We start from the raw sequence: 24,854 nt of genomic DNA on the forward strand, positions 1-24,854 counted from the left end.
ATGATGGCAGAGAGGTCACACCCGTTCCCATACCGAACACGGAAGTTAAGCTCTCTAGCGCCGATGGTAGTTGGGACCTTGTCCCTGTGAGAGTAGGACGTCGCCAAGCAACTAAACACGAGTCAAATGACTCGTGTTTTTTCGTGTTTTCTTTTATAATCCATAGTAATTAAAAAAATGTGCTTAAATAATTACTATTTTGATTAAATGCAGGGGAATGTGGCTAGGATAGTGAATAAGCAAAAGAGTTGCAAATTTTATTAATACGTATATAATTAAAGTCAAAGATAGTCAAAGTCAATAAAGGTGGCGGATAAATGAGAAATATATCTGATATCATTGAGCAATATCTAAAGCAAGTTATTGACTTAAGTAATAATAATGTGATTGAAATCAAAAGAAATGAGATTGCGGATCGCTTCGAGTGCGTACCATCTCAAATCAATTATGTAATCAATACCCGTTTTACATTAGAAAGAGGATTTGTAGTAGAAAGTAAACGTGGTGGAGGAGGTTACATTCGCATTATAAAAGTCAAACTGCATGATGATATAGACATTATTGATCAAATGCTTCATATGATTGATCATAGCGTTGCACAAGGGAATGCAGAGAGTATGATTATACGTTTATTAGAAGAGGGAATTATAACAGGCCGTGAAGCAAAACTAATGTTAAGTGTACTAGATCGTTCTGTATTATCAATGGATATTCCTTCTCGAGATGAACTTAGGGCTCGAATATTATGCGCAATGTTAAGAACACTGAAATATAAATAAATACAGCTTTTGTAAAAGAATGATAATTAAGATAGGGCAGTTAAATATTGTAGAAGTTTTGAAAAAGAGCATGTACTTTTATCTAAATGGATTAAGGAAAGAGGACAATCTAGTAATGTATGAAAAGTATCATGAGGTAGATCGTTCCTGTTGTAAAGGTGGGGATATTGATGACTTGTCAAAACTGTAATATAAGACCAGCAACTTTACATTATACAAAAGTAATCAACGAGAAGAAGGCGGAAGTTCATCTTTGTGAGCAATGTGCAGAGCAAAGTGGCTATACGTCTTTCTTTCAATCATCACAGTCTAACTTTTCATTTCATGATGTATTTGCTGGTTTATTACACGGTGAATCAACAATGTTTGGAGAAGGAAAAAACGGGTTTTCAAATACAAATACAGTAAGATGTCCAGGTTGTAAGATGACATATGAACATTTTACAAAGGTGGGACGCTTTGGTTGTGCTTCTTGTTACGATACATTTAAAGGACACTTAAACCCATTGTTAAAGCGACTTCATGGTGGACATACAGAACATTGTGGAAAAATTCCGGAACGAATGGAAGGAAATATCCACTTAAAGAAAGAATTAGATGAACTAAAACTTATTCTGAAACAATATGTACAGAATGAGGAGTTTGAGAAAGCTGCTGAGGTAAGAGATGAAATTGGAGGGCTTGAAACTCAGCTTAGTGAGCATAGAGAGGGGGAGTAGTTCTATGTCACTGGACAAAATTATGAATGAAGCGATTAGTCCATGGATGAAGGGGGATGGCCCTGATTCTGATATTGTTTTAAGTAGTCGAATTCGTTTGGCTCGTAATTTTAAGCAATATCAATTTTCTACTATGCAAAACGAAGAGGAAGCTCAAAAGGTTCAAGAATTATTTAAAAAGAAATTTATAAATAAAGCGGTAGAGCCCTTTGGGAAGTTTGGACTATTAAAAATGAATGAATTAACTCCTCTTCAAAGGAGAGTTTTAGTTGAAAAGCATTTAATTAGTCCAAATCTAGCAGGGACTGAATATGGAGCATGTCTGTTATCAGAAAGCGAACACATTAGTGTGATGCTTAATGAGGAAGACCACATTAGGATTCAGTGCCTATTTCCAGGACTACAGTTATCAAAGGCGCTTCAAAGCGCCAATCAAATAGATAATTGGATTGAAAAAGAGGTTGAATATGCTTTTGATGAATCACTTGGATATATTACGAGTTGTCCTACTAACGTTGGTACAGGATTAAGAGCTTCTGTAATGATTCATTTACCAGGGCTGGTTTTAACAAAAAGAATTAGCCGTATTATACAAGTAATTCAAAAATTAGGTTTAGTAGTAAGAGGAATATACGGTGAAGGTAGCGAAGCGTTAGGTAATATATTTCAAGTATCAAATCAAATGACGCTAGGGAAATCCGAAGAAGATATTATTGCAGATTTAAAGAGTGTCATGCAGCAAATTATACAACAAGAAAAATTGGCCAGAGAATTAATTGTACAAAATTCGAGTATTGAGCTTGAAGATAAGGTTTATCGTTCTTACGGTATACTAGCAAACAGTCGTTTAATTCAATCTGCAGAAGCGGCAACTTGCTTATCGGATGTACGACTCGGTATTGATCTAGGATATATAAAAGGTATATCGAGAAATATTTTGACTGAGCTAATGGTTCTTACGCAACCTGGTATTTTACAACAATATGCAGGAGGACCTTTAGGACCAGAAGAAAGAGATTATCGAAGAGCAACCTTAATCCGTGAGCGATTACGTATTGAAAAAAACTAAGCGCAAGTAGGAGGCGATTTCTATGATGTTTGGAAGATTTACAGAAAGAGCACAGAAAGTATTAGCTTTATCTCAAGAGGAAGCAATTCGCATTGGGCATAATAACATTGGAACAGAACATATTTTACTTGGGCTTGTACGCGAAGGTGAAGGAATTGCAGCAAAAGCGTTAATTGCTCTTGGATTGAGCCCGGAGAAAGTGCAAAAAGAGGTAGAAGCGTTAATTGGACGTGGAACAGAAGCTTCTCAAACTGTACATTATACACCTCGTGCTAAAAAAGTTATTGAATTGTCTATGGATGAAGCGCGTAAGCTAGGACATTCTTACGTTGGAACAGAACATATTTTACTTGGCTTAATCCGTGAAGGTGAAGGTGTAGCGGCACGTGTATTAAATAATTTAGGTGTAAGCCTCAATAAAGCAAGACAACAAGTGTTACAACTTCTTGGAAGTAACGAAGCAAGTTCAGGTCACCAAGGTGGTTCATCGACAAATGCAAATACACCGACACTAGACAGTTTAGCGCGCGACTTAACAGTTGTTGCACGTGAGAATCGTTTGGATCCTGTTATTGGACGTAGTAAAGAAATTCAACGTGTAATTGAAGTGTTAAGCCGTAGAACAAAAAACAATCCAGTGTTAATTGGAGAGCCTGGTGTAGGTAAAACAGCAATTGCTGAAGGGTTAGCACAGCAAATCGTAAATAATGAAGTTCCTGAAACGTTAAGAGATAAGCGTGTTATGACACTAGATATGGGAACAGTGGTAGCTGGGACGAAATATCGTGGTGAGTTTGAAGATCGTTTAAAGAAAGTAATGGATGAAATACGTCAAGCAGGGAATATTATTCTATTTATTGATGAACTTCATACATTAATCGGTGCAGGTGGAGCAGAAGGTGCAATCGATGCATCGAATATTTTAAAACCATCTTTAGCACGCGGAGAATTACAATGTATTGGTGCGACAACTTTAGATGAGTATCGTAAATATATTGAAAAGGATGCAGCTTTAGAGAGACGTTTCCAGCCAATTCATGTTGATGAGCCGAGTCTAGAAGAATCAACTCAAATCTTGAAAGGTTTACGCGATCGTTATGAGGCCCATCACCGTGTGTCTATTACAGATGATGCAATTGATGCAGCTGTGAAACTTTCAGATCGTTATATTACGGATCGCTTCTTACCAGATAAAGCAATTGATTTAATTGATGAAGCTGCTTCAAAGGTTCGCTTACGTTCTTATACAACACCACCAAACTTAAAAGAGCTTGAAGTGAAGCTTGAGGAAATTCGAAAAGAAAAAGATGCAGCTGTACAAAGTCAAGAGTTTGAAAAGGCTGCTTCCTTACGTGATATGGAACAACGCTTACGTGAGAAATTGGAAGATACAAAGCGTCAGTGGAAAGAACAACAAGGAAAAGAAAATTCAGAGGTTACGGTAGAAGATATTGCAAATGTCGTTTCTACATGGACACGTATCCCTGTTTCTAAACTTGCACAAACAGAGACTGATAAATTATTAAACTTAGAATCCATTCTTCATGATCGTGTCATCGGTCAGGATGAAGCTGTAGTGGCTGTAGCGAAAGCTGTTCGTCGTGCAAGAGCAGGATTGAAAGATCCGAAACGTCCAATTGGTTCATTTATTTTCTTAGGGCCAACAGGTGTAGGTAAAACAGAATTAGCAAGAGCATTGGCAGAATCTATGTTCGGTGATGAGGATGCAATGATTCGCATTGATATGTCTGAGTATATGGAGAAACATTCAACTTCTCGCTTAGTTGGTTCTCCTCCAGGATATGTTGGGTATGAAGAAGGCGGACAATTAACAGAGAAGGTTCGTCGTAAGCCTTATTCAGTTGTCCTATTAGATGAAGTAGAGAAGGCACATCCTGATGTATTTAATATTCTACTACAGGTATTGGAAGATGGTCGTTTAACTGATTCTAAAGGACGTACAGTTGATTTCCGTAATACGATTGTTATTATGACGTCTAACGTTGGTGCTGAGGCGTTAAAACGTAACAAACATCTTGGATTTAACGTACAAGATGAAAGCCGTGATTATTCGGATATGAAAGGTAAAGTAATGGATGAGCTGAAAAAGGCATTTCGTCCAGAATTCTTAAACCGTATTGATGAAATTATCGTATTCCATATGCTTGAGAAAAAACATATTCAAGAAATTGTGACTCTTATGGTAAATCAGCTAGTGAATCGCTTAAAAGAACAAGAAATTGAATTGCACTTAACAGAAGGAGCGATTGCAGCTATTGCTGATAAAGGGTTTGATCGTGAATATGGTGCTCGTCCACTACGTAGAGCAATTCAGAAGCATGTAGAAGATAGACTATCGGAAGAACTTTTAAAAGGGGCTATTGAGAAAGGACAAAAAGTTATCTTTGATGTAGAAGGGGAAACATTTGTCATTCATAGTGCTGAAAAGGTAAAATAAGTATAGACAAACTAAGAGGGCTACGAGATAGCCCTCTTTCTTGTACGAGAAGGTCAAATGTTTATAGATGAAAGCGAAGTGAAATATAAAAAGATATGGCTAAAAAGAAAACAAAATTCACATGTCAAGAGTGTGGTTATCAATCACCAAAATATATGGGTAAATGTCCAGGGTGTGGTCAATGGAATTCGCTTGTTGAAGAGATGGAACCCGTTGTATCATCCAGACGCCTAAATTATGCAAATGCAATTCAAACAGAAGTAACAAAACCAAGACGTCTTACAGAAGTAGAAACAAAGTCTGAGGCACGTATTGAAACAAAATTTCAGGAGTTTAACCGTGTACTAGGTGGCGGAATTGTAGATGGATCTTTAGTACTTATTGGTGGGGACCCTGGGATTGGAAAATCAACGTTATTATTACAGATTTCCTCGCAATTAGCAGATGCTTCATATGATGTATTGTATATATCAGGTGAGGAGTCAGCAAAGCAGATTAAACTTCGTGCAGATCGTTTACATGTAAATGGTAGTAATCTATTTGTTGTATCAGAGACAGATTTACAGCGTATTGCAGCACATATTGAAGAGATGAATCCTGCTTTTGTTGTTATTGATTCTATTCAAACGATACATTTACCTGAGGTGACATCAGCTCCTGGTAGTGTGGCGCAAGTACGTGAATGTACAGCAGAATTAATGAAACTTGCAAAAACAAAAGGAATCCCAATTTTCATCGTAGGACATGTGACAAAAGAAGGTGCAATTGCGGGGCCGCGTATGTTAGAACATATGGTCGATGCAGTTCTTTACTTTGAAGGAGATCGACACCATACATATCGTATTTTACGAGCTGTAAAGAATCGTTTTGGTTCTACGAATGAAATGGGTATCTTTGAAATGAAAGAACTTGGCCTTGCGGAAGTCTTAAATCCTTCTGAAATTTTCCTTGAGGAAAGACCAGTTGGAGTTGCAGGTTCAACAGTAGTTGCCTCAATGGAAGGAACAAGACCAGTTTTAGTAGAAATACAGGCATTAATTTCCCCTACTAGTTTTGGAAATCCTCGAAGAATGGCGACAGGAATTGATCATAATCGTGTCTCGCTTATTATGGCGGTACTAGAGAAAAGAACAGGTTTACTATTACAAAATCAAGATGCGTATTTAAAAGTAGCTGGTGGTTTGAAATTAGATGAACCGGCAATTGATTTAGCTGTTGCCTTAAGTATAGCTTCAAGTTTTAGAGATAAATCTACGGCACCAACTGATGCGGTAATAGGAGAAGTTGGATTAACTGGAGAAATAAGAAGAGTATCAAGAATCGAACAACGTGTACAAGAAGCAGCTAAATTAGGATTTCAACGTGCTATCATTCCTAGAAAAAATTTAGGGGGGTGGACAATTCCAGAGGGGATTGAGGTTGTAGGTGTTTCTAATTTAGGAGAAGCGCTTCGTTTGACATTAGGAGGCTAGGCTATGGAAGAAAATAAGCAACGTGTCAAAAGTATAATTAATATTTTACAGCTCGTGGCCCCGGGAACACCACTGCGCGAAGGGATAGATAATGTACTTCGCGCACAAACAGGGGGACTAATTGTTCTTGGGTATAATGAGCAGATTAAAAGCATTGTTGATGGTGGTTTTCATATTAATTGCGCATTCTCTCCTGCTAGTTTATATGAATTAGCAAAAATGGATGGAGCACTTATTTTAAATGAAACTGGAAGTAAAATTTTAATTGCAAACGCACAGTTAGTTCCGGATTCATCTATTGATTCTATTGAAACAGGTATGCGTCACCGAACAGCAGAGCGTGTAGCAAAGCAGACGGGCAGCCTTGTTGTGGCCATTTCACAAAGACGTAATGTAATTACGCTATATCAAGGGAACTTACGTTATACACTAAAAGATATAGGTGTCATTTTAACGAAGGCAAATCAAGCAATTCAAACGCTAGAAAAATATAAGGCTGTATGGAATGACGGCATTACGAATTTGGGCATTCTAGAATTTGAAGAGGTCGTTACAATGTCCGAGGTGGTTCACGTTTTACATAGTGTTGAAATGGTGCTGCGTATAAAAAATGAAATATTGAGCTATATTCATGAGTTAGGAACAGAAGGTAGGTTAATTCGTTTACAGCTTACAGAATTACTAGCTGATTTAGAGGCAGAGGCAGCATTGTTAATTAAAGATTATCACCAGGAGAAAACACAAGACCATCATCAAATCTTGAAAAAGTTACAAGATCTTGCAAATACACAACTTTTAGAGGATAGTGATTTAGTTAAATTACTTGGCTATCCAGGACAAACAAGTTTAGAAGAAAGTGTGACACCTAGAGGGTATCGAATTACAAGCAAGATTTCTCGTGTTCCGCCACTTATTATAGAGAATTTAATTAATCGATTTAAAACATTGCAAGGTGTTTGCCGAGCAACTATTAATGAATTGGATGATGTGGAAGGAATTGGAGAAGTGAGAGCGAAGAAAATACGAGAAGGTCTAAAAAGAATTCAAGAGCATCTCTATATGAGTAGACACAATTAAGAATATTACATTGATTCTATAATATAACGACACTAGAACATTTTTGGTATATGATATGATATATTGGTAAATAAAACTATTTACAAAAAAACACGTCCGCTTTTGCATTCGGCGTTTTGATTAGCGAAACAATGGTTAATAATGAGTAGGAGGTGGTTGGATGTTAAAACGGATTGTACAGCTCTTCTTTTTAGTGATCGGGGGAGCGTTAGGGATTTACTTAATCCCAAAAATTATTAATGTATTAGATATCGGTGCGGTTCCTTTGTTGGAAGGATCGTATGTTCGTGCAATTATTGGTGCAATTATTTTATTTTTAACAACATTTTGGCTTGTAGATTATATTGTTCAACTTATTAAGCATATTGAAGAGGCTCTTGTAAAGGCGCCTGTAGCAGATGTTTTATTTGGTACATTAGGATTAATCTCTGGTCTTATTGTTGCATATTTAATTTTGATACCAATTCGTGAATTTACAATTCCAGTTATTAGTACGGTGTTGCAAGTGTTCTTCACCCTTTTACTTGGATATTTAGGATTTCAAGTAGGATTTAAAAAGAGGAATGAATTGCTAGGATTATTTACATTACCCCAACGCGGAGGTAAGAAGAAAAACAATAGTGAGAATGAAGAGGTAGAGGTCGAAGCGGAAAAATCTACGACTCATTGGAAAATTCTTGATACGAGTGTAATTATTGATGGACGTATTGCAGATATTTGCCAAACAAAGTTTTTAGAAGGAACAATTGTCATTCCGCAATTCGTATTAGAAGAGCTTCAGCATATTGCCGATTCTTCAGATGCTTTAAAGCGTAATCGTGGCCGCAGAGGACTAGACATTTTAAATCGTATTCAAAAGGAGATGCCAATTCCGGTAGAAATTTATGAAGGCGATTTCGATGATATCCAAGAAGTAGATAGCAAGCTTGTAAAGTTGGCAAAAATCACTGGTGGAACTGTAGTAACAAACGATTTCAATTTAAACAAAGTTTCTGAATTACAAGGGGTTACGGTGTTAAACATTAATGATTTAGCTAATGCGATTAAACCAGTCGTACTCCCTGGTGAAGAATTAAGTGTTTATGTTGTGAAAGATGGTAAAGAACAAAATCAAGGTGTTGCATACTTAGATGATGGTACGATGATTGTAGTAGAAGATGGTAGAGAGTATGTGGGTTCACAACTTGACGTACTTGTTACTAGCGTATTACAAACATCGGCTGGTCGTATGATTTTCGCAAAACGTAAATTGCTAGAAAAAGCATTATAAGTAGAGGATTATTAATATGTATACATTAATTATTCCGGCGGCGGGCCAAGGAAAACGAATGGGTGCTGGTAAAAATAAGTTATTTTTACTTATAGATGAAGTACCAATTATTGTGCACACATTGCGTGCTTTTGAAAAAGATAAAGCGTGCAAAAGTATTATTATGGCAATTAACGAAGAGGAACGCCCGTATTTTGAAGAGTTAATGCAGAAGTACCAGATTGAAAAGCACGTACAATTTATTCAGGGTGGAGCCGAAAGACAAGATAGCGTATATAACGCACTTCAGTATGCGAGTGGTGTCGAATATGTTCTTGTGCATGACGGGGCGCGCCCGTTCGTAACGAATAAAGTGATTCGCGATGTATTAACTGCAGCAGAAAAATATGGAGCTTCCATTTGTGCAGTGCCAGTAAAAGATACTGTTAAGAAAGTAGAGCGGGGTGTTGTTGTAGAAACGGTAGAGCGATCTCAACTTAACGCTGTACAAACACCACAAGGATTCTCTGTTTCTCTTTTGCTAGAAGCTCATAGAAGCGCAAAGCAAAGTTGTTTTCTTGGCACAGATGATGCAAGTCTCGTAGAACGTGTTGGGAAGCAAGTAGGTGTAGTAGAGGGGAGTTACTATAATATTAAAGTGACGACTCCGGAAGATCTATTAATTGCTGAAAGTTTCCTACGTGTTCAGAAGAAATAACGTTGATGATGTGTTAATAAAGAAAAGCTCGGCAACAGCCGGGCTTTTCTTTATAAGGATAGCGATATAATATAGAGTCATAAAGCTCAGTAGTTTAGCTTAAGGAGGAAGTAAGGATGTTTCGAATTGGACAAGGTTTTGATGTACATGAATTTGCGGAAGGGCGCCCGTTGATTATCGGTGGAATTACAATTCCACACGAGAAAGGATTAATCGGTCATTCAGATGCAGATGTATTGTTACATACGATTGCTGATGCATGTTTAGGTGCGATTGCAGCAGGAGATATCGGAAAGCATTTTCCTGATACAGACCCAGCTTTTAAAGATGCAGATTCAGCTGTATTGTTACAAAAAGTTTGGGAATTTGTACGTGAACAAGGTTATGAGTTAGGAAATTTAGATTGTACAATTATTGCTCAAAAACCAAAAATGGCACCACATATTGAGAGCATGCGTAAGCGCATTAGTGAACTGTTAGAAACGTCTATCGATAACATTAATGTAAAGGCAACAACAACAGAAAAATTAGGATTTACAGGTAGAGAAGAAGGGATTGCTTCTCAAGCAGTTGTTTTATTACAGAAAAAATAATGGTTTTTAATTCGTAAGATGGATAATCACATTTTTTTGGTGTACAATTATAGAATGTGTTGACATTAAGAATGGAAGGTGTACCAATTATGGAAAAGCAAGTGAGAGTACGCTACGCGCCAAGTCCAACAGGACACTTACATATCGGAAATGCGCGTACGGCATTATTTAATTATTTATTTGCTCGTCATTTAGATGGCAAGTTTATTATTCGTATTGAAGATACTGATGTAAAACGTAACGTGGCTGGTGGAGAAGAAAGCCAATTAAAATACTTGAAATGGCTCGGTATGGACTGGGATGAAGGTGTTGATGTTGGTGGTGAATTTGGACCGTATCGCCAAACAGAGCGTTTAGATATTTATAAAAAATTATATGAAGATTTATTAGAGCGTGGTTTAGCTTATAAATGTTATATGACAGAAGAAGAGCTTGAAGCAGAGCGTGAAGGACAAATCGCTCGCGGTGAAACACCTCGTTACGCAGGTAACCACCGTGAATTAACTGCAGAACAAGTGAAAGAATTTGAAGCTGAGGGACGTATTCCAAGTATTCGCTTCCGTGTACCAGCTGATCGTGACTACACATTCAAAGATATTGTAAAAGATGAAGTTGCGTTCCATTCAAATGATTTCGGTGATTTTGTTATTGTGAAAAAAGATGGAATTCCAACTTATAACTTTGCAGTAGCAGTAGATGATCATCTAATGGAAATTACACATGTACTTCGTGGTGATGATCATATTTCAAATACACCGAAACAAATGATGATTTATGAAGCTTTCGGCTGGGATATTCCACAATTCGGTCATATGACTCTAATTGTTAATGAAAGTCGTAAAAAGTTAAGTAAGCGTGATGAATCTATTATTCAATTTATTGAGCAATATAAAGAGCTTGGGTATCTTCCAGAAGCAATCTTTAACTTTATTGCACTACTAGGTTGGTCTCCGGTAGGAGAAGAAGAAATCTTCTCTAAAGATGAGTTTATCAAAATGTTCGATGCAGCTCGTTTATCAAAATCACCTGCATTATTTGATTCTCAAAAACTAAAATGGATGAACAACCAGTATATGAAAAAGCAAGATTTAGATACGGTTGTAGAGTTAAGCTTACCGCATTTAGTGAAAGCTGGACGTGTGGGAGAAACTTTAAGCGAACAAGACCAAGCTTGGATTCGTGATGTAATTGCTTTATACCATGAACAAATGAGTTTTGGAGCTGAAATTGTAGAGCTTTCTGAAATGTTCTTTAAAGATCATGTTGATTATGAAGAAGAAGGACAAGAAGTATTAAATGGTGAACAAGTACCTGAAGTACTTCGTGCATTTGCTGGTCAAATAGAAGCTCTAGAAGCAATGGAGCCAGCAGCAATTAAGGCAGCGATTAAAGCAGTTCAAAAGGAAACAGGACATAAAGGTAAAAATTTATTTATGCCAATCCGTGTTGCAACTACAGGACAAACGCATGGTCCAGAGCTTCCGAATGCTATTGCACTTCTTGGAAAAGAAAAAGTTTTAAATCGTCTTCAAAAAGTAATTGGTTAACATTTTCTAGATTTAGAAATATAATAAGTATACCTAAAACCTAATAAGGAAAAGCGACGAGAAGGAGAAGTAGAAAATCAGGCTTTTTACAGAGAGAACCACCTTTAGGCTGGGAGTGGTTTATAAGCGGATTTTTGAAATGCCCCTTCGAGTCTTCTGCTGAACAGCGAATTGCTTCGTGGGATGTCTTAGGCCGCAAAGTAAGCAGAAGCGGTGTACACCGTTATCATGGATGAGTTTGAGGCTTTTTTAAGCCTAAACAGAGTGGAACCGCGCTTAAAAGGCGTCTCTGTCAATATGACAGAGACGCCTTTTTTTTATACCGTGTAAATAGGTATGAATATAGAATTTATCTCCTTATATAAAGAATTAGAGGAGAAGTGATGAGTTAGGGGAGTTAGTTCGTTCGACAAAAAAGCAGCCCATAAAGGGGAGGGAACACCGATGTTTAAGAGGCTTCGGGAAGATATTGAAGTCGTTTTTGAACAGGATCCAGCGGCAAGAGGTTATTTCGAAGTCATTTTAACTTACTCTGGATTACATGCAGTTTGGGCCCACCGAATTGCACATGCTTTTTATAAAAGAAATTTTTTCTTTCTTGCACGTTTTGTTTCACAAGTGAGCCGCTTTTTTACTGGCATTGAGATCCATCCAGGAGCAACTATTGGTCGACGCTTTTTCATAGATCATGGAATGGGAGTTGTAATTGGAGAAACTTGTGAAATTGGTGATAATGTAACGATTTATCAAGGGGTTACATTAGGTGGTACAGGAAAAGAAAAAGGGAAGAGGCACCCAACAATTCAGGATAATGTATTAATTGCGACGGGTGCTAAAGTTCTTGGGTCTATTACTGTGGGGGAGAATTCTAAAATCGGAGCAGGGTCTGTCGTATTAAAAGAAGTTCCTGCACATTCTACAGTTGTAGGTATACCTGGCCGTGTCGTTATTCAAAATGGAGTAAAGATTGGTCAAGAATTAAATCACTCTGACCTTCCAGATCCGATTTTTGATAAATTAAAGGCTATGGAAGTAGAAATTGATAAATTGAAGAAACAATTGGAATTAAAGGTAGAAAGGAAGGATAAAAATGACTATTCACATTTATAATACGTTAACACGTCAAAAAGAAGAGTTTATTCCATTAGAAGAAAATAAGGTGAAGATGTATGTATGCGGACCTACAGTTTATAACTACATTCATATTGGGAATGCAAGACCTCCTATGGTATTCGATACAGTGCGTCGTTATTTAGAATACAAAGGATACGATGTGCAATATGTATCTAACTTTACGGATGTAGATGATAAATTAATTAAAGCGGCAAATGAATTAGGTGAAGATGTACCGACAATTGCTGATCGTTTTGTTGAAGCGTACTTTGAAGATGTAACAGCACTAGGTTGCAAACACGCAACAGTTCATCCTCGTGTAACAGAAAATATGGATATCATTATTGAATTTATTCAAGAACTTGTGAATAAAGGGTATGCATATGAATCAGAGGGTGATGTGTACTTTAAGACGAAGGAATTCGAAGGTTACGGTAAATTATCACATCAACCAATCGCAGATTTACGTCACGGTGCTCGTATTGAGGTAGGGGAAAAGAAACAAGACCCTCTTGATTTTGCTTTATGGAAAGCTGCGAAAGAAGGAGAAATCTTCTGGGAAAGCCCTTGGGGGCAAGGACGTCCAGGATGGCATATTGAATGCTCAGCAATGGCGCGTAAGTACTTAGGGGATACAATTGACATTCATGCTGGTGGTCAAGACTTGGCGTTCCCACATCATGAAAATGAAATTGCGCAGTCAGAGGCATTGACTGGAAAAACGTTTGCACGTTACTGGATGCATAATGGATATATTAATATTAACAATGAGAAGATGTCTAAATCGCTTGGTAACTTTATTTTAGTTCACGATATTATTAAGCAATACGACCCGCAGTTAATTAGATTCTTTATGTTATCAGTACACTATCGTCACCCGATTAACTTTAGTGAAGAGTTATTACAAAGTACGAATAATGGACTGGAAAGAATTAAAACAGCTTATGGAAACTTAAAGCATCGTATGGAGAGTAGTACGGATTTAACGGACCATAATGAGAAATGGTTAGCTGAAATAGAGAAATTCCAGACTGCATTTGAAGAGGCAATGAATGATGACTTTAACACTGCAAATGCAATTACCGAATTATACAACGTAGCAAATCATGCAAATCAATATTTACTTGAAGAGCATACATCTAAAGTTGTAATTGAAGCATACGTAAAACAACTGGAAACGTTATTTGATATTTTAGGATTAGAATTATCAAAAGAAGAATTACTGGATGAAGAAATTGAAGAGCTTATCCAAAAGCGCATTGAAGCTCGTAAAAATCGCGATTTCGCATTGTCTGATCAAATTCGTGACGATTTAAAAGAACGTAATATTATTTTAGAAGATACCGCTCAAGGTACAAGATGGAAAAGAGGATAAGGATGATTGATGCAAAGCAATTAAACAGCTTGGCGTTAGCGTATATGGGTGATGCGGTATATGAACAATATATCCGCTATCACCTCCTTCAAAAAGGAAAAGTTCGCCCTAATCAATTACATCGCTTAGGGACGAGCTTTGTTTCAGCAAAAGCACAGGCGAAAGTTGTTTATCATTTATTAGAGACGGCATTTTTGACAGAGGAAGAAGAGGCGGTATTAAGAAGAGGGCGTAATGCAAATTCAGGTACAGTTCCGAAAAATACGGATGTACAAACATATCGACATAGTACAGCCTTTGAAGCACTAATTGGTTATCATCATTTATTAAATAATCGTGAAAGATTAGATGAAATTGTATATAAGGCAATTGCAGTTTTAGAAGAAAAGGAAGGGGGCACATCATCATGACTAGTGAATATATTATCGGACGTAACCCTGTAATTGAAGCGTTAAGATCAGGGAGAGATATTAATAAAATTTGGATCGCAGAAGGTGCTGCCAAAGGACAAGTACAAATTGTACTAGCGTTAGCGAAAGAAAATAAGATTATTTTACAACATGCACCAAAGAAAAAGTTAGATCAATTAGTTGAGGGTAATCATCAAGGTGTAATTGCTCAAGTAGCTGCATATCAGTATGCAGAGTTAGAAGATTTATTCAAAGTGGCAGAAAAACGTAATGAAGATCCATTCTTCTTAATTTTAGATGAGATTGAAGATCCGCATAACCTAGGTTCTATTATGCGTACTGCTGATGCAACAGGAGCTCATGGAATTATTATTCCGAAGAGAAGAGCTGTGGGACTTACAGCATCAGTTGCGAAAGCATCAACAGGAGCGATTGAATACATTCCTGTTGCGCGCGTAACAAACTTATCTCGTACAATTGATGAATTAAAAGAGCGTGGACTTTGGATTGCTGGTACAGATGCCAAAGGGAAAACGGATTACCGTAATTTAGATGGTACAATGCCGATTGGATTAGTAATTGGTAGTGAAGGAAAAGGTATGAGTCGTATTATTGGTGAAAAATGTGATTTCCTAATCACTCTACCGATGGTGGGGAAAGTTACATCCTTAAATGCTTCAGTAGCCGCAAGTTTGTTAATGTATGAGGTATATCGTAAACGTCACGAAATTGGTAAATAAAAAATGAACGATATTTTAATCGTTGACGGTTACAACATTATCGGAGCTTGGGGAGATTTGAAGAAACTGCGGGATGTAGATTTACAATCATCAAGAGATGCGCTTATTGATAAGATGGCGGATTATCAAGGGTATACAGGCACAAAAGTGATGATAGTCTTTGATGCCTATACAGTCCATGGTATTGAAAAAAAGATGAAACAATCTCGTGTAGAAGTCATATTCACACGAAAGAATCAAACTGCAGACGAAAAGATAGAGCAACTTGCAATAGAGCTTAGAAATATAAATACACAAATATATGTTGCGACTTCTGATTATACAGAACAATGGGTTATATTTGGGCAAGGTGCCCTTCGAAAATCTGCGCGTGAATTAGAGTTGGAAGTACAAGCGATGGAACAACAAGTAAGAAGGCGTACAAAAGACACGAAAGAACAGCAGCCCGCCATGCGAAAGATATTTAGTAAAGATATTACAGAAAAATTAGAAAAATTAAGAAGAGGAGAGCGTTGAAGCATTGACGCTCTTTATCTTTTTACTGTATAATATTGCTAAATAAATAGCGGTCGGAGGGATCAAGGTGGAAGCAGGCTTCGTAAGTATAGGCGACGTTACATTTCGTGATTTAGAGGATGAGGCAATCGTTGAGTTAGTTCGAAAAGGTAATACTGACGCTCTAGAATATTTAATTCACAAGTATAAGAACTTTGTTCGTGCGAAATCAAGATCTTACTTTTTAGTGGGTGCCGATCGAGAAGACATTGTTCAAGAAGGTATGATAGGGTTGTTTAAAGCAATTCGTGATTATAAAGAGGACAAGCTGTCTTCATTCAAAGCATTTGCTGAACTATGTATCACTCGACAAATTATTACCGCTATTAAAACGGCAACAAGACAAAAACATATTCCTTTAAATTCGTATGTGTCTTTAGATAAGCCGATTTACGATGAGGAATCTGATCGAACGTTATTGGATGTTATTTCTGAAGCAAAGGTGACTGATCCTGAAGAGATGATCATTAGCCAGGAAGAATATACAGACATAGAATCAAAAATATCTGAATTATTAAGCGATTTAGAAAGGAAAGTGCTTTCTTTATATTTAGATGGTCGTTCTTATCAAGAGATTTCAGAACAGTTAAACAGGCATGTGAAATCTATTGATAACGCTTTACAACGAGTAAAGAGGAAATTGGAACGATATATGGAAATGAGAGAAAGTACAACTTTAAATTCATAAGAAGTAACAAGTGCTACAGGTGTAAAATAAATCACCTGTTTTCTTTTGTAGAGAGTACAAATGCATGTCATTGACATTGTCTTTTATTGTATGATACATTTTTAGGGACATAATGTTACAAGGTTGGTGTAACTAATGAGGAAAAAAGTTGTACTCTCATGTGAAGAGTGTAAAAATCGAAACTACTCTACTATGAAAGATACGAGCTCAATAGAGCGACTTGAAATAAAAAAGTTTTGTAAAACATGCAATCAGCATACAGTTCACAAGGAAACAAAATAAATAATTGAAATAATACACTGGAGGTCCCGCAGATGCGTTTAACGAACTTTTTCGGCGATGTAGGTCGCGAAATGAAAAAAGTAAGTTGGCCTAAAAAAGATGAATTACTCCGCTCAACAGCGACTGTTGTTGCTACAGTTGTGTTCTTTGCGATTTTCTTCGCAGTAGTTGATATGGGCATTTCTTCTTTAATTCGGTTAATTCTTGGTTAATTCTTGAATAAGAAGCACTTATCCATGATATAATGTTATTTATAAGAACTGTGTAAAAGCCCGGTGAACGGGTTTTTTCATTTGCGCAAAAAAATGTACGTCAGGGAGGGAAGGACGCTCGTCCTAAATGAATGGAAAAAAGTTGGTATGTTGTCCATACTTATTCTGGATATGAAAATAAAGTAAAAGCAAACCTAGAGAAACGTGTAGAATCAATGGGTATGCAAGATAAAATTTTCCGTGTTGTTGTCCCGGAAGAAGTAGAAGTAGAAATGAAAAACGGAAAAGAAAAATTAATGAAAAGAAAAGTGTTCCCAGGTTATGTATTAGTAGAATTAATCATGACTGATGACTCTTGGTATGTTGTACGTAACACGCCAGGTGTAACTGGGTTCGTTGGTTCTTCTGGTTCTGGATCTAAACCATCACCTCTATTAGAAGAGGAAGTTGTTACCATTATGAAACATATGGGCATGGATAACGAAGTGGTTGATTTCGACTTTGAACTTCATGAGACAGTACGTGTAAATGAGGGGCCATTCGCAGATTATACAGGTGCTATTGAAGAAATTGATGTGGAGAAGAAAAAGGTTAGCGTACTTGTGGACATGTTTGGTCGCGAGACTCCAGTTGAACTTGACTTCCATCAAATTGAAAAATTATAAAATGAAACTTGAAATGAATTGTAAAAAGTGATAATATCTTTTAAGTCAGTACGTCTTCGTTATCGGAGACGTTTTTTGAAAGATTTTATCCTTACAGATAAAATATGACGTGGGAGGGCAAATCACTGTCCAATTGACCACATCACGGACTTAAGGAGGTGTGTCTCGTGGCTAAAAAGGTAATTAAAATGGTAAAGCTTCAAATTCCTGCAGGTAAAGCTAACCCAGCTCCACCAGTTGGTCCAGCATTAGGACAAGCAGGTGTTAACATCATGGGCTTCTGTAAAGAGTTTAACGCTCGTACAGCAGATCAAGCAGGTCTTATCATCCCTGTTGAAATTACGGTATTTGAGGACCGTTCATTCACTTTCATTACTAAAACTCCTCCTGCTGCTGTTCTTCTTAAGAAAGTAGCTGGTATTGAGTCTGGTTCTGGTGAACCAAACCGTAATAAAGTGGCAACTGTTAAGCGTGATAAAGTACGCGAAATCGCTGAAACTAAAATGCCTGACCTAAACGCTGCTAGCGTAGAAGCTGCAATGCGTATGGTTGAAGGTACTGCACGCAGTATGGGCATCGTTATCGAAGACTAATTCGATTTGTTTTTAAAAAAGGTTGCGGGTCTGGAATTCCAATTCGCAACCTTTATTATCGTAAATGATTATCGTTTTTAAATAAATGGATGGCGCTCATCCTCAGGTTATACCTGAAAACAGGCGTAAACGTGGGAGGTTATTCCGCTAAAACCACATTCGAGGAGGAAATAAAAATGGCTAAAAGAGGTAAAAAGTACGTAGAAGCTGCAAAGCTTGTTGATCGTGCAGCTGCTTACTCTGCAACAGAAGCAGTAGAATTAGTAAAGAAAACAAACACAGCTAAATTTGATGCAACTGTAGAAGCTGCATTCCGTTTAGGTGTTGACCCTAAGAAAGCTGACCAACAAATCCGTGGTGCAGTTGTTCTTCCACATGGTACTGGTAAAGTACAACGTGTATTAGTATTTGCTAAAGGTGAAAAAGCTAAAGAAGCTGAAGCTGCTGGAGCTGACTTCGTAGGCGATACTGATTACATCGGTAAAATCCAACAAGGTTGGTTCGATTTCGATGTAGTAGTAGCAACTCCTGACATGATGGGTGAAGTTGGTAAACTTGGTCGCGTATTAGGACCTAAAGGTTTAATGCCAAACCCTAAAACTGGAACAGTTACTTTCGATGTAACTAAAGCTGTTAACGAAATCAAAGCTGGTAAAGTTGAATACCGCGTTGATAAAGCTGGTAACATCCACGTTCCAATCGGTAAAGTATCTTTCGAAGATGCTAAATTAGTAGAAAACTTCAAAACAATTGCTGACACTTTACAAAAAGTTAAGCCAGCTGCTGCAAAAGGTACTTACATGAAGAACGTAACAGTTGCTTCTACAATGGGACCTGGCGTACGTGTAGACGTTTCTACATTAGCGTAAATTTTGGAAGTTGACTTCATAAAGAAGTTTTAATATAATCATTTATGTTGTGAATTTAATTAGTGTACCGTAGACAGTAGGTGTCAATAGACTTAATTTCCTACCTAGGTGTTAATATACGAAGCGGAATCTTTTTTCTGTGACTATATGCCTCCATGTCTACAAGTTGGGCATGGAGGTTTTTAGTGCACTTTCGGTACATCTTCTATATAATCTACAGGAGGTGTAATAACATGAGCAAAGTAATCGAAACTAAACAACAAGTTGTAACTGAAATCGCGGACAAACTTCGCGCTAGTAAATCTACAATCGTTGTTGACTACCGTGGTTTAACAGTTTCTGAAGCAACAGAATTACGTAAGCAATTACGTGAAGCTGGCGTTGAGTTCAAAGTTTACAAAAACTCTCTAACTCGTCGTGCTGCAGAATCTGCTGAAATGGCTGAGTTAAATGAATTCTTAACAGGACCAAACGCAATCGCGTTCAGTAACGAGGATGTAGTTGCTCCTGCGAAAGTATTAAACGACTTCGCTAAAGATCATGAAGCTTTAGAAATTAAAGCGGGCGTAATCGAAGGTAAACTTGTAACACTTGATGAGGTTAAAGCAATCGCTACTCTTCCATCACGTGAAGGCTTACTTTCTATGCTTCTTAGCGTTCTTCAAGCTCCAATCCGTAACCTTGCACTTGCTACTAAAGCAGTTGCAGACCAAAAGGAAGAGCAAGGCGCTTAATTTTTTAAAAGATAATTACGTATTATCGATAAAACAATACAAACCTATTTAAGGGAGGATATTTACAATGACTAAAGAACAAATCATTGAAGCAGTTAAATCTATGACTGTATTAGAACTTAACGACTTAGTAAAAGCTATCGAGGAAGAATTCGGCGTAACTGCTGCTGCTCCTGTAGCTGTTGCTGGTGGCGCTGGAGAAGCTGCTGCTGAGAAAACTGAATTTGATGTGGAACTAACTAGCGCTGGTGCACAAAAAATCAAAGTTATCAAAGTTGTTCGTGAAATCACTGGTCTTGGCTTAAAAGAAGCTAAAGAATTAGTTGACAACACTCCAAAAGTAATCAAAGAAGCTGCTGCTAAAGAAGAAGCTGAAGAAATCAAAGCTAAACTTGAAGAAGTTGGCGCTGCTGTAGAAGTTAAGTAATTAACTTTTGATGCTTTAAAAAAAGCTCGCTCTCATGCGAGCTTTTTTTTTAACTGTAAAGAAAAGAGGTGGCCATATGGCAGACCATTATTTTTCTAACGACCCTTCTAGTAAAAGTGATCGCAAGCGATGGGAGTTTGTCCTTCGTGGATCTCGATTTACTTTCTTATCTGACCATGGGGTGTTCTCGAAAAACGAAGTGGACTTTGGTTCCCGTCTTTTAATTGAAGCGTTTCAAATGCCAGATATTAAAGGTAATATATTAGACGTAGGTTGCGGATACGGTCCTATTGGTTTGTCGTTAGCGAAAGAGTTTCAAGGTCGTGAAGTTCACATGGTGGATGTGAATGAGAGGGCACTTGGGCTTGCGAAAGAAAACGCCGCTAATAACAAAATCGAGAATATACGTATTTTTCAAAGTAGCGTCTATGAAAATGTAGATGGTAAGTATGCTGCTATTCTATCTAACCCTCCGATTCGTGCGGGTAAAGATATCGTACATGAGATTTTAGAAAAAGCTGTGGAGTATTTAGTTCCAGGTGGAGAACTTTGGATTGTTATTCAAAAGAAACAAGGTGCACCGTCTGCGCTAAAAAAACTAGAAGAAGTATTTTCTGAAGTTGAGGTTGTAGAAAAGAAAAAAGGATATTATATCATAAAATCAAAAAAACGTTGACGGTTATTTTTGGCTATGTTAACATTATACAATGCCAATATATGATTTTCTGCGTTGAGAAAGATGTATATTTTTGTTTCTCTTGGAAAAGATAGTAAAATCAGCAGATTATGAAACAGAATGATGGTTTTCTTATAGAAGCCATTTTTCTTTTTTGAGCAGGTAGAAAGACTCAACGTATTTATCTTTAAGAGAAAGAGACTACGCTAATAGCAGTAGTTGTATTTATTTGTGATTTTGCACAAATTTTTTTGTGCATTTATAATACTCATGATTTGAGGGGTGAAGCAGTTGACAGGTCAACTAGTTCAATACGGACGCCACCGCCAACGAAGAAGTTATGCCCGTATTAGTGAAGTATTAGAGTTACCAAATCTTATCGAAATTCAAACCTCTTCTTATCAGTGGTTTCTTGATGAGGGTTTGCGAGAAATGTTCCAAGACATTTCTCCGATTGAAGACTTTACGGGAAATCTATCGCTTGAATTTATCGACTACAGCTTAGGTGAACCTAAATACTCTGTAGACGAATGCAAAGAGCGTGATGTGACGTATGCAGCACCACTTCGTGTAAAAGTGCGTCTAATCAACAAGGAAACTGGTGAAGTAAAAGAACAAGATGTGTTCATGGGAGATTTCCCACTCATGACAGAGACTGGAACATTCGTAATTAACGGTGCAGAACGTGTTATCGTTTCCCAGTTAGTTCGCTCTCCAAGCGTATACTATAGTGGCAAAGTGGATAAAAACGGAAAACGTGGTTTTACTGCTACTGTAATTCCAAACCGCGGAGCTTGGTTAGAGTATGAGACAGATGCTAAGGATGTTGTATATGTGCGTATTGACCGTACGCGTAAACTTCCTGTAACTGTTTTGTTACGCGCATTAGGGTTTGGCTCTGATCAAGAAATCACCGAGCTTTTAGGTGATAACGAATACTTAAGCAACACATTAGAAAAAGACAACACAGATAGCACAGAAAAAGCATTGCTTGAAATTTATGAGCGTCTACGTCCTGGTGAACCACCAACAGTAGAAAATGCTAAGAGCTTACTTGTGTCTCGTTTCTTCGATCCAAAGCGCTACGATTTAGCAAATGTAGGTCGCTATAAGATCAACAAGAAGTTACACATTAAAAACAGATTGTTTAATCAACGTTTAGCTGAAACATTAGTGGATCCAGAAACTGGTGAAATTTTAGCGGCAGAAGGAACAATCTTAGATCGTCGTACACTTGATCGCATTTTACCTTACTTAGAGAAAAACATTGGATTCAAAACAGCGAAACCAATGGGTGGAGTGGTAGAAGGCGATGTTGAGCTGCAATCTATTAAGATTTATGCTCCTGAGTCGGAAGGCGAACGCGTAATTAATGTAATTGGTAATGCAAACATTACTCGTGATGTGAAACACATCACACCAGGTGATATCCTTGCTTCTATCAGTTACTTCTTCAACCTACTATACAAAGTAGGGGATACAGATGATATTGACCATTTAGGAAACCGTCGTCTGCGTTCTGTTGGAGAACTATTACAAAATCAATTCCGTATCGGTCTTTCTCGTATGGAACGTGTTGTTCGTGAGAGAATGTCGATCCAAGATACAAATGCAATTACACCACAGGCACTAATTAATATTCGTCCTGTTATTGCATCTATTAAAGAGTTCTTCGGAAGTTCTCAGTTATCTCAGTTTATGGACCAAACAAACCCATTAGCAGAGTTAACTCACAAACGAAGACTATCTGCATTAGGACCTGGTGGTTTAACACGTGAGCGCGCAGGCTTTGAAGTGCGTGACGTTCATTACTCTCACTACGGTCGTATGTGTCCGATTGAAACACCAGAGGGACCAAACATCGGTTTGATTAACTCGTTATCTTCGTTCGCGAAAGTAAATGAGTTTGGTTTCATTGAAACACCATACCGTCGTGTTGACCCAGAAACTGGTCTTGTAACAGGGCATGTTGATTACTTAACAGCAGATGAAGAAGATAACTATGTTGTAGCCCAAGCGAATATGAAATTATCTGACGAAGGTGAATTCCTAAGTGAAGATATCGTAGCTCGTTTCCGTGGTGAAAACATTGTCACAAATAGAGAACGCATCGACTACATGGATGTATCTCCAAAACAAGTAGTGTCGGCAGCGACAGCTTGTATTCCGTTCTTAGAAAACGATGACTCTAACCGCGCACTTATGGGAGCGAACATGCAACGTCAGGCGGTTCCGTTAATGAATCCGGAATCTCCGATTGTAGGTACAGGTATGGAGTACGTATCAGCAAAAGACTCAGGTGCTGCAGTAATCTGTAAACATCCTGGTGTTGTTGAGCGCGTAGAAGCACGTGAAGTTTGGGTACGTCGCTATGTAGAAGTTGACGGTCAAACAGTAAAAGGCGACTTAGATCGCTATAAAATGCAAAAATTCATTCGTTCTAACCAAGGAACTTGTTACAACCAACGTCCAATCGTAAGTGTTGGAAATGAAGTTGTAAAAGGTGAAATCCTTGCGGATGGTCCTTCTATGGAATTAGGTGAACTAGCACTTGGACGTAACGTGCTTGTTGGCTTCATGACTTGGGACGGTTATAACTACGAGGATGCGATCATCATGAGTGAGCGCCTTGTAAAAGATGATGTGTACACTTCTATTCATATTGAAGAATATGAATCAGAAGCTCGTGATACGAAGCTTGGACCAGAAGAAATTACACGTGACATTCCAAACGTTGGGGAAGACGCATTACGTAACCTTGACGAGCGCGGTATCATTCGCGTTGGTGCTGAAGTAAAAGATGGAGATTTACTTGTTGGTAAAGTAACACCTAAAGGTGTAACAGAATTAACAGCTGAAGAACGTCTATTACATGCTATCTTTGGAGAAAAAGCGCGTGAAGTACGTGATACATCACTACGTGTACCACACGGTGGTGGCGGTATTATCTTAGACGTAAAAGTATTCAACCGTGAAGATGGCGATGAATTGCCACCAGGCGTGAATCAACTTGTACGTGCATATATCGTTCAAAAACGTAAAATTTCTGAAGGTGACAAGATGGCCGGACGTCACGGTAACAAAGGTGTTATTTCTCGTATTTTACCAGAAGAAGATATGCCTTACTTACCAGACGGTACGCCAATCGATATCATGTTAAACCCATTAGGGGTACCATCTCGTATGAATATCGGTCAGGTATTAGAGCTTCATCTTGGTATGGCAGCAAGATACCTTGGCATTCACATTGCAACACCAGTATTCGATGGTGCTCGTGAGGAAGATGTTTGGGGCACAATTGAAGAAGCTGGTATGGCAAATGACGCGAAAACAATCCTGTATGACGGACGTACTGGTGAACCATTCGATAACCGCGTATCTGTTGGTGTCATGTATATGATCAAACTTGCGCACATGGTTGACGATAAACTTCATGCTCGTTCTACTGGACCATACTCACTTGTAACGCAGCAACCTCTTGGAGGTAAAGCTCAGTTCGGTGGACAGCGTTTCGGTGAGATGGAGGTTTGGGCACTTGAAGCTTACGGTGCTGCTTATACTCTTCAAGAAATCTTAACAGTGAAGTCTGATGATGTTGTTGGACGTGTTAAGACTTATGAAGCAATTGTTAAAGGCGAAAATGTTCCAGAACCAGGCGTTCCTGAATCATTCAAAGTATTGATTAAAGAGCTGCAAAGTTTAGGTATGGACGTTAAAATGATGTCTAGCGACGATACAGAAATTGAAATGCGTGATACAGAAGATGACGATGATCATCAATCAGCAGATAAATTGAATGTCGAAGTTGAGACAACTAAGGAATAATTGGGATAA

The 24,854-nt window shown here is 37.9% G+C and carries 25 protein-coding genes, 1 rRNA gene and 2 other annotated features; all 26 genes read left to right on the forward strand.

What is annotated here, in order from left to right; all coding sequences use genetic code 11:
- A 5S ribosomal RNA gene (rrf, locus tag MR143_RS28150) occupies positions 1–109 on the forward strand; the annotation flags it as partial.
- A gap of 208 nt (positions 110–317) precedes the next feature.
- On the forward strand, positions 318–779 hold the full coding sequence (gene ctsR / locus MR143_RS28155) for a transcriptional regulator CtsR (RefSeq protein ID WP_001244565.1): 462 nt from the start codon (positions 318–320) through the stop codon (positions 777–779).
- Positions 780–949: 170 nt separating this feature from the next.
- Positions 950–1,498, forward strand: a complete 549-nt coding sequence (locus tag MR143_RS28160) for a protein-arginine kinase activator protein McsA (protein WP_000128401.1) — start codon at positions 950–952, stop codon at positions 1,496–1,498.
- Positions 1,499–1,502: 4 nt separating this feature from the next.
- The gene (locus MR143_RS28165) at positions 1,503–2,567 is read left to right on the forward strand and encodes a protein-arginine kinase McsB (RefSeq protein WP_000050842.1); all 1,065 of its coding nucleotides are present in this window, start codon (positions 1,503–1,505) and stop codon (positions 2,565–2,567) included.
- A 22-nt stretch (positions 2,568–2,589) separates the two neighbouring features.
- Positions 2,590–5,025 (forward strand): ATP-dependent protease ATP-binding subunit ClpC, encoded by a 2,436-nt coding sequence (gene clpC / locus MR143_RS28170; protein ID WP_000971183.1) that lies wholly within the window; start codon positions 2,590–2,592, stop codon positions 5,023–5,025.
- Positions 5,026–5,120: 95 nt separating this feature from the next.
- On the forward strand, positions 5,121–6,497 hold the full coding sequence (gene radA / locus MR143_RS28175) for a DNA repair protein RadA (RefSeq protein ID WP_001085202.1): 1,377 nt from the start codon (positions 5,121–5,123) through the stop codon (positions 6,495–6,497).
- Positions 6,498–6,500: 3 nt separating this feature from the next.
- Complete coding sequence (disA, locus tag MR143_RS28180; RefSeq protein WP_000392158.1) at positions 6,501–7,574, forward strand: DNA integrity scanning diadenylate cyclase DisA; 1,074 nt, start codon at positions 6,501–6,503, stop codon at positions 7,572–7,574.
- Positions 7,575–7,734: 160 nt separating this feature from the next.
- On the forward strand, positions 7,735–8,844 hold the full coding sequence (locus MR143_RS28185) for a PIN/TRAM domain-containing protein (protein WP_000919677.1): 1,110 nt from the start codon (positions 7,735–7,737) through the stop codon (positions 8,842–8,844).
- Between the two features lie 16 nt (positions 8,845–8,860).
- The gene (gene ispD / locus MR143_RS28190) at positions 8,861–9,541 is read left to right on the forward strand and encodes a 2-C-methyl-D-erythritol 4-phosphate cytidylyltransferase (RefSeq protein ID WP_000288285.1); all 681 of its coding nucleotides are present in this window, start codon (positions 8,861–8,863) and stop codon (positions 9,539–9,541) included.
- A 116-nt stretch (positions 9,542–9,657) separates the two neighbouring features.
- Positions 9,658–10,134 carry a 2-C-methyl-D-erythritol 2,4-cyclodiphosphate synthase gene (ispF, locus tag MR143_RS28195; RefSeq protein ID WP_000488386.1) on the forward strand — a complete coding sequence of 159 codons (477 nt, stop codon included), beginning with the start codon at positions 9,658–9,660 and terminating at the stop codon, positions 10,132–10,134.
- Positions 10,135–10,223: 89 nt separating this feature from the next.
- Entirely contained in the window at positions 10,224–11,681 is a 1,458-nt protein-coding gene (gene gltX / locus MR143_RS28200) for a glutamate--tRNA ligase (protein ID WP_000415142.1), read from the forward strand.
- Positions 11,682–11,728: 47 nt separating this feature from the next.
- Positions 11,729–11,975 (forward strand) — a binding site (T-box leader).
- 150 nt (positions 11,976–12,125) lie between these two features.
- Positions 12,126–12,791 (forward strand): serine O-acetyltransferase, encoded by a 666-nt coding sequence (gene cysE / locus MR143_RS28205; protein ID WP_000476496.1) that lies wholly within the window; start codon positions 12,126–12,128, stop codon positions 12,789–12,791.
- On the forward strand, positions 12,772–14,169 hold the full coding sequence (gene cysS / locus MR143_RS28210) for a cysteine--tRNA ligase (RefSeq protein ID WP_000152251.1): 1,398 nt from the start codon (positions 12,772–12,774) through the stop codon (positions 14,167–14,169). The genes cysE and cysS overlap by 20 nt, the downstream gene beginning before the upstream one ends.
- Positions 14,170–14,171: 2 nt before the next feature.
- Positions 14,172–14,579, forward strand: a complete 408-nt coding sequence (locus tag MR143_RS28215; protein ID WP_000564261.1) for a Mini-ribonuclease 3 — start codon at positions 14,172–14,174, stop codon at positions 14,577–14,579.
- A complete protein-coding gene (gene rlmB / locus MR143_RS28220; RefSeq protein ID WP_000200237.1) occupies positions 14,576–15,319 on the forward strand; it encodes a 23S rRNA (guanosine(2251)-2'-O)-methyltransferase RlmB in 744 nt (247 codons plus the stop codon). Before MR143_RS28215 ends, rlmB begins: the two co-directional genes overlap by 4 nt.
- Before the next feature lie 3 nt (positions 15,320–15,322).
- Positions 15,323–15,835, forward strand: a complete 513-nt coding sequence (locus MR143_RS28225) for an NYN domain-containing protein (protein ID WP_000997886.1) — start codon at positions 15,323–15,325, stop codon at positions 15,833–15,835.
- A 67-nt stretch (positions 15,836–15,902) separates the two neighbouring features.
- Complete coding sequence (locus MR143_RS28230) at positions 15,903–16,562, forward strand: RNA polymerase factor sigma-70 (RefSeq protein WP_000387193.1); 660 nt, start codon at positions 15,903–15,905, stop codon at positions 16,560–16,562.
- A 135-nt stretch (positions 16,563–16,697) separates the two neighbouring features.
- The gene (gene rpmG, locus MR143_RS28235; RefSeq protein WP_014481927.1) at positions 16,698–16,844 is read left to right on the forward strand and encodes a 50S ribosomal protein L33; all 147 of its coding nucleotides are present in this window, start codon (positions 16,698–16,700) and stop codon (positions 16,842–16,844) included.
- Positions 16,845–16,876: 32 nt separating this feature from the next.
- Positions 16,877–17,056, forward strand: a complete 180-nt coding sequence (secE, locus tag MR143_RS28240; RefSeq protein ID WP_001241323.1) for a preprotein translocase subunit SecE — start codon at positions 16,877–16,879, stop codon at positions 17,054–17,056.
- A gap of 131 nt (positions 17,057–17,187) precedes the next feature.
- Positions 17,188–17,721 carry a transcription termination/antitermination protein NusG gene (gene nusG, locus MR143_RS28245; RefSeq protein WP_000415794.1) on the forward strand — a complete coding sequence of 178 codons (534 nt, stop codon included), beginning with the start codon at positions 17,188–17,190 and terminating at the stop codon, positions 17,719–17,721.
- 167 nt (positions 17,722–17,888) lie between these two features.
- Positions 17,889–18,314, forward strand: coding sequence for a 50S ribosomal protein L11 (rplK, locus tag MR143_RS28250; protein ID WP_001085872.1), 426 nt, complete (start codon positions 17,889–17,891; stop codon positions 18,312–18,314).
- A gap of 176 nt (positions 18,315–18,490) precedes the next feature.
- Positions 18,491–19,183: a 50S ribosomal protein L1 gene (gene rplA / locus MR143_RS28255; RefSeq protein WP_001987630.1), complete on the forward strand. Its 693-nt coding sequence runs from the start codon at positions 18,491–18,493 to the stop codon at positions 19,181–19,183.
- 49 nt (positions 19,184–19,232) lie between these two features.
- Positions 19,233–19,377, forward strand: a sequence feature (ribosomal protein L10 leader region).
- A 39-nt stretch (positions 19,378–19,416) separates the two neighbouring features.
- Positions 19,417–19,917: a 50S ribosomal protein L10 gene (rplJ, locus tag MR143_RS28260; RefSeq protein ID WP_000048716.1), complete on the forward strand. Its 501-nt coding sequence runs from the start codon at positions 19,417–19,419 to the stop codon at positions 19,915–19,917.
- 67 nt (positions 19,918–19,984) lie between these two features.
- A complete protein-coding gene (rplL, locus tag MR143_RS28265) occupies positions 19,985–20,344 on the forward strand; it encodes a 50S ribosomal protein L7/L12 (protein ID WP_000159736.1) in 360 nt (119 codons plus the stop codon).
- A gap of 76 nt (positions 20,345–20,420) precedes the next feature.
- Positions 20,421–21,020, forward strand: a complete 600-nt coding sequence (locus MR143_RS28270; RefSeq protein WP_000763289.1) for a class I SAM-dependent methyltransferase — start codon at positions 20,421–20,423, stop codon at positions 21,018–21,020.
- A 291-nt stretch (positions 21,021–21,311) separates the two neighbouring features.
- Positions 21,312–24,845 (forward strand): DNA-directed RNA polymerase subunit beta, encoded by a 3,534-nt coding sequence (gene rpoB, locus MR143_RS28275; protein ID WP_000147553.1) that lies wholly within the window; start codon positions 21,312–21,314, stop codon positions 24,843–24,845.
- Positions 24,846–24,854: the final 9 nt, after the last annotated feature.

The organism is Bacillus cereus group sp. BfR-BA-01347, assembly GCF_022663835.1.
GTDB classification, from domain to species: domain Bacteria; phylum Bacillota; class Bacilli; order Bacillales; family Bacillaceae_G; genus Bacillus_A; species Bacillus_A thuringiensis_K.

Excerpts from the sequence above, each read along its gene's own strand:
- ctsR (WP_001244565.1), top strand. The coding sequence starts at position 318 with ATGAGAAATATATCTGATATCATTGAGCAATATCTAAAGCAAGTTATT.
- MR143_RS28160 (WP_000128401.1), top strand. The coding sequence starts at position 950 with ATGACTTGTCAAAACTGTAATATAAGACCAGCAACTTTACATTATACA.
- MR143_RS28165 (WP_000050842.1), top strand. The coding sequence starts at position 1,503 with ATGTCACTGGACAAAATTATGAATGAAGCGATTAGTCCATGGATGAAG.
- clpC (WP_000971183.1), top strand. The coding sequence starts at position 2,590 with ATGATGTTTGGAAGATTTACAGAAAGAGCACAGAAAGTATTAGCTTTA.
- radA (WP_001085202.1), top strand. The coding sequence starts at position 5,121 with ATGGCTAAAAAGAAAACAAAATTCACATGTCAAGAGTGTGGTTATCAA.
- disA (WP_000392158.1), top strand. The coding sequence starts at position 6,501 with ATGGAAGAAAATAAGCAACGTGTCAAAAGTATAATTAATATTTTACAG.
- MR143_RS28185 (WP_000919677.1), top strand. The coding sequence starts at position 7,735 with ATGTTAAAACGGATTGTACAGCTCTTCTTTTTAGTGATCGGGGGAGCG.
- ispD (WP_000288285.1), top strand. The coding sequence starts at position 8,861 with ATGTATACATTAATTATTCCGGCGGCGGGCCAAGGAAAACGAATGGGT.
- ispF (WP_000488386.1), top strand. The coding sequence starts at position 9,658 with ATGTTTCGAATTGGACAAGGTTTTGATGTACATGAATTTGCGGAAGGG.
- gltX (WP_000415142.1), top strand. The coding sequence starts at position 10,224 with ATGGAAAAGCAAGTGAGAGTACGCTACGCGCCAAGTCCAACAGGACAC.
- cysE (WP_000476496.1), top strand. The coding sequence starts at position 12,126 with ATGTTTAAGAGGCTTCGGGAAGATATTGAAGTCGTTTTTGAACAGGAT.
- cysS (WP_000152251.1), top strand. The coding sequence starts at position 12,772 with ATGACTATTCACATTTATAATACGTTAACACGTCAAAAAGAAGAGTTT.
- MR143_RS28215 (WP_000564261.1), top strand. The coding sequence starts at position 14,172 with ATGATTGATGCAAAGCAATTAAACAGCTTGGCGTTAGCGTATATGGGT.
- rlmB (WP_000200237.1), top strand. The coding sequence starts at position 14,576 with ATGACTAGTGAATATATTATCGGACGTAACCCTGTAATTGAAGCGTTA.
- MR143_RS28225 (WP_000997886.1), top strand. The coding sequence starts at position 15,323 with ATGAACGATATTTTAATCGTTGACGGTTACAACATTATCGGAGCTTGG.
- rpmG (WP_014481927.1), top strand. The coding sequence starts at position 16,698 with ATGAGGAAAAAAGTTGTACTCTCATGTGAAGAGTGTAAAAATCGAAAC.
- secE (WP_001241323.1), top strand. The coding sequence starts at position 16,877 with ATGCGTTTAACGAACTTTTTCGGCGATGTAGGTCGCGAAATGAAAAAA.
- nusG (WP_000415794.1), top strand. The coding sequence starts at position 17,188 with ATGGAAAAAAGTTGGTATGTTGTCCATACTTATTCTGGATATGAAAAT.
- rplA (WP_001987630.1), top strand. The coding sequence starts at position 18,491 with ATGGCTAAAAGAGGTAAAAAGTACGTAGAAGCTGCAAAGCTTGTTGAT.
- rplJ (WP_000048716.1), top strand. The coding sequence starts at position 19,417 with ATGAGCAAAGTAATCGAAACTAAACAACAAGTTGTAACTGAAATCGCG.
- rplL (WP_000159736.1), top strand. The coding sequence starts at position 19,985 with ATGACTAAAGAACAAATCATTGAAGCAGTTAAATCTATGACTGTATTA.
- MR143_RS28270 (WP_000763289.1), top strand. The coding sequence starts at position 20,421 with ATGGCAGACCATTATTTTTCTAACGACCCTTCTAGTAAAAGTGATCGC.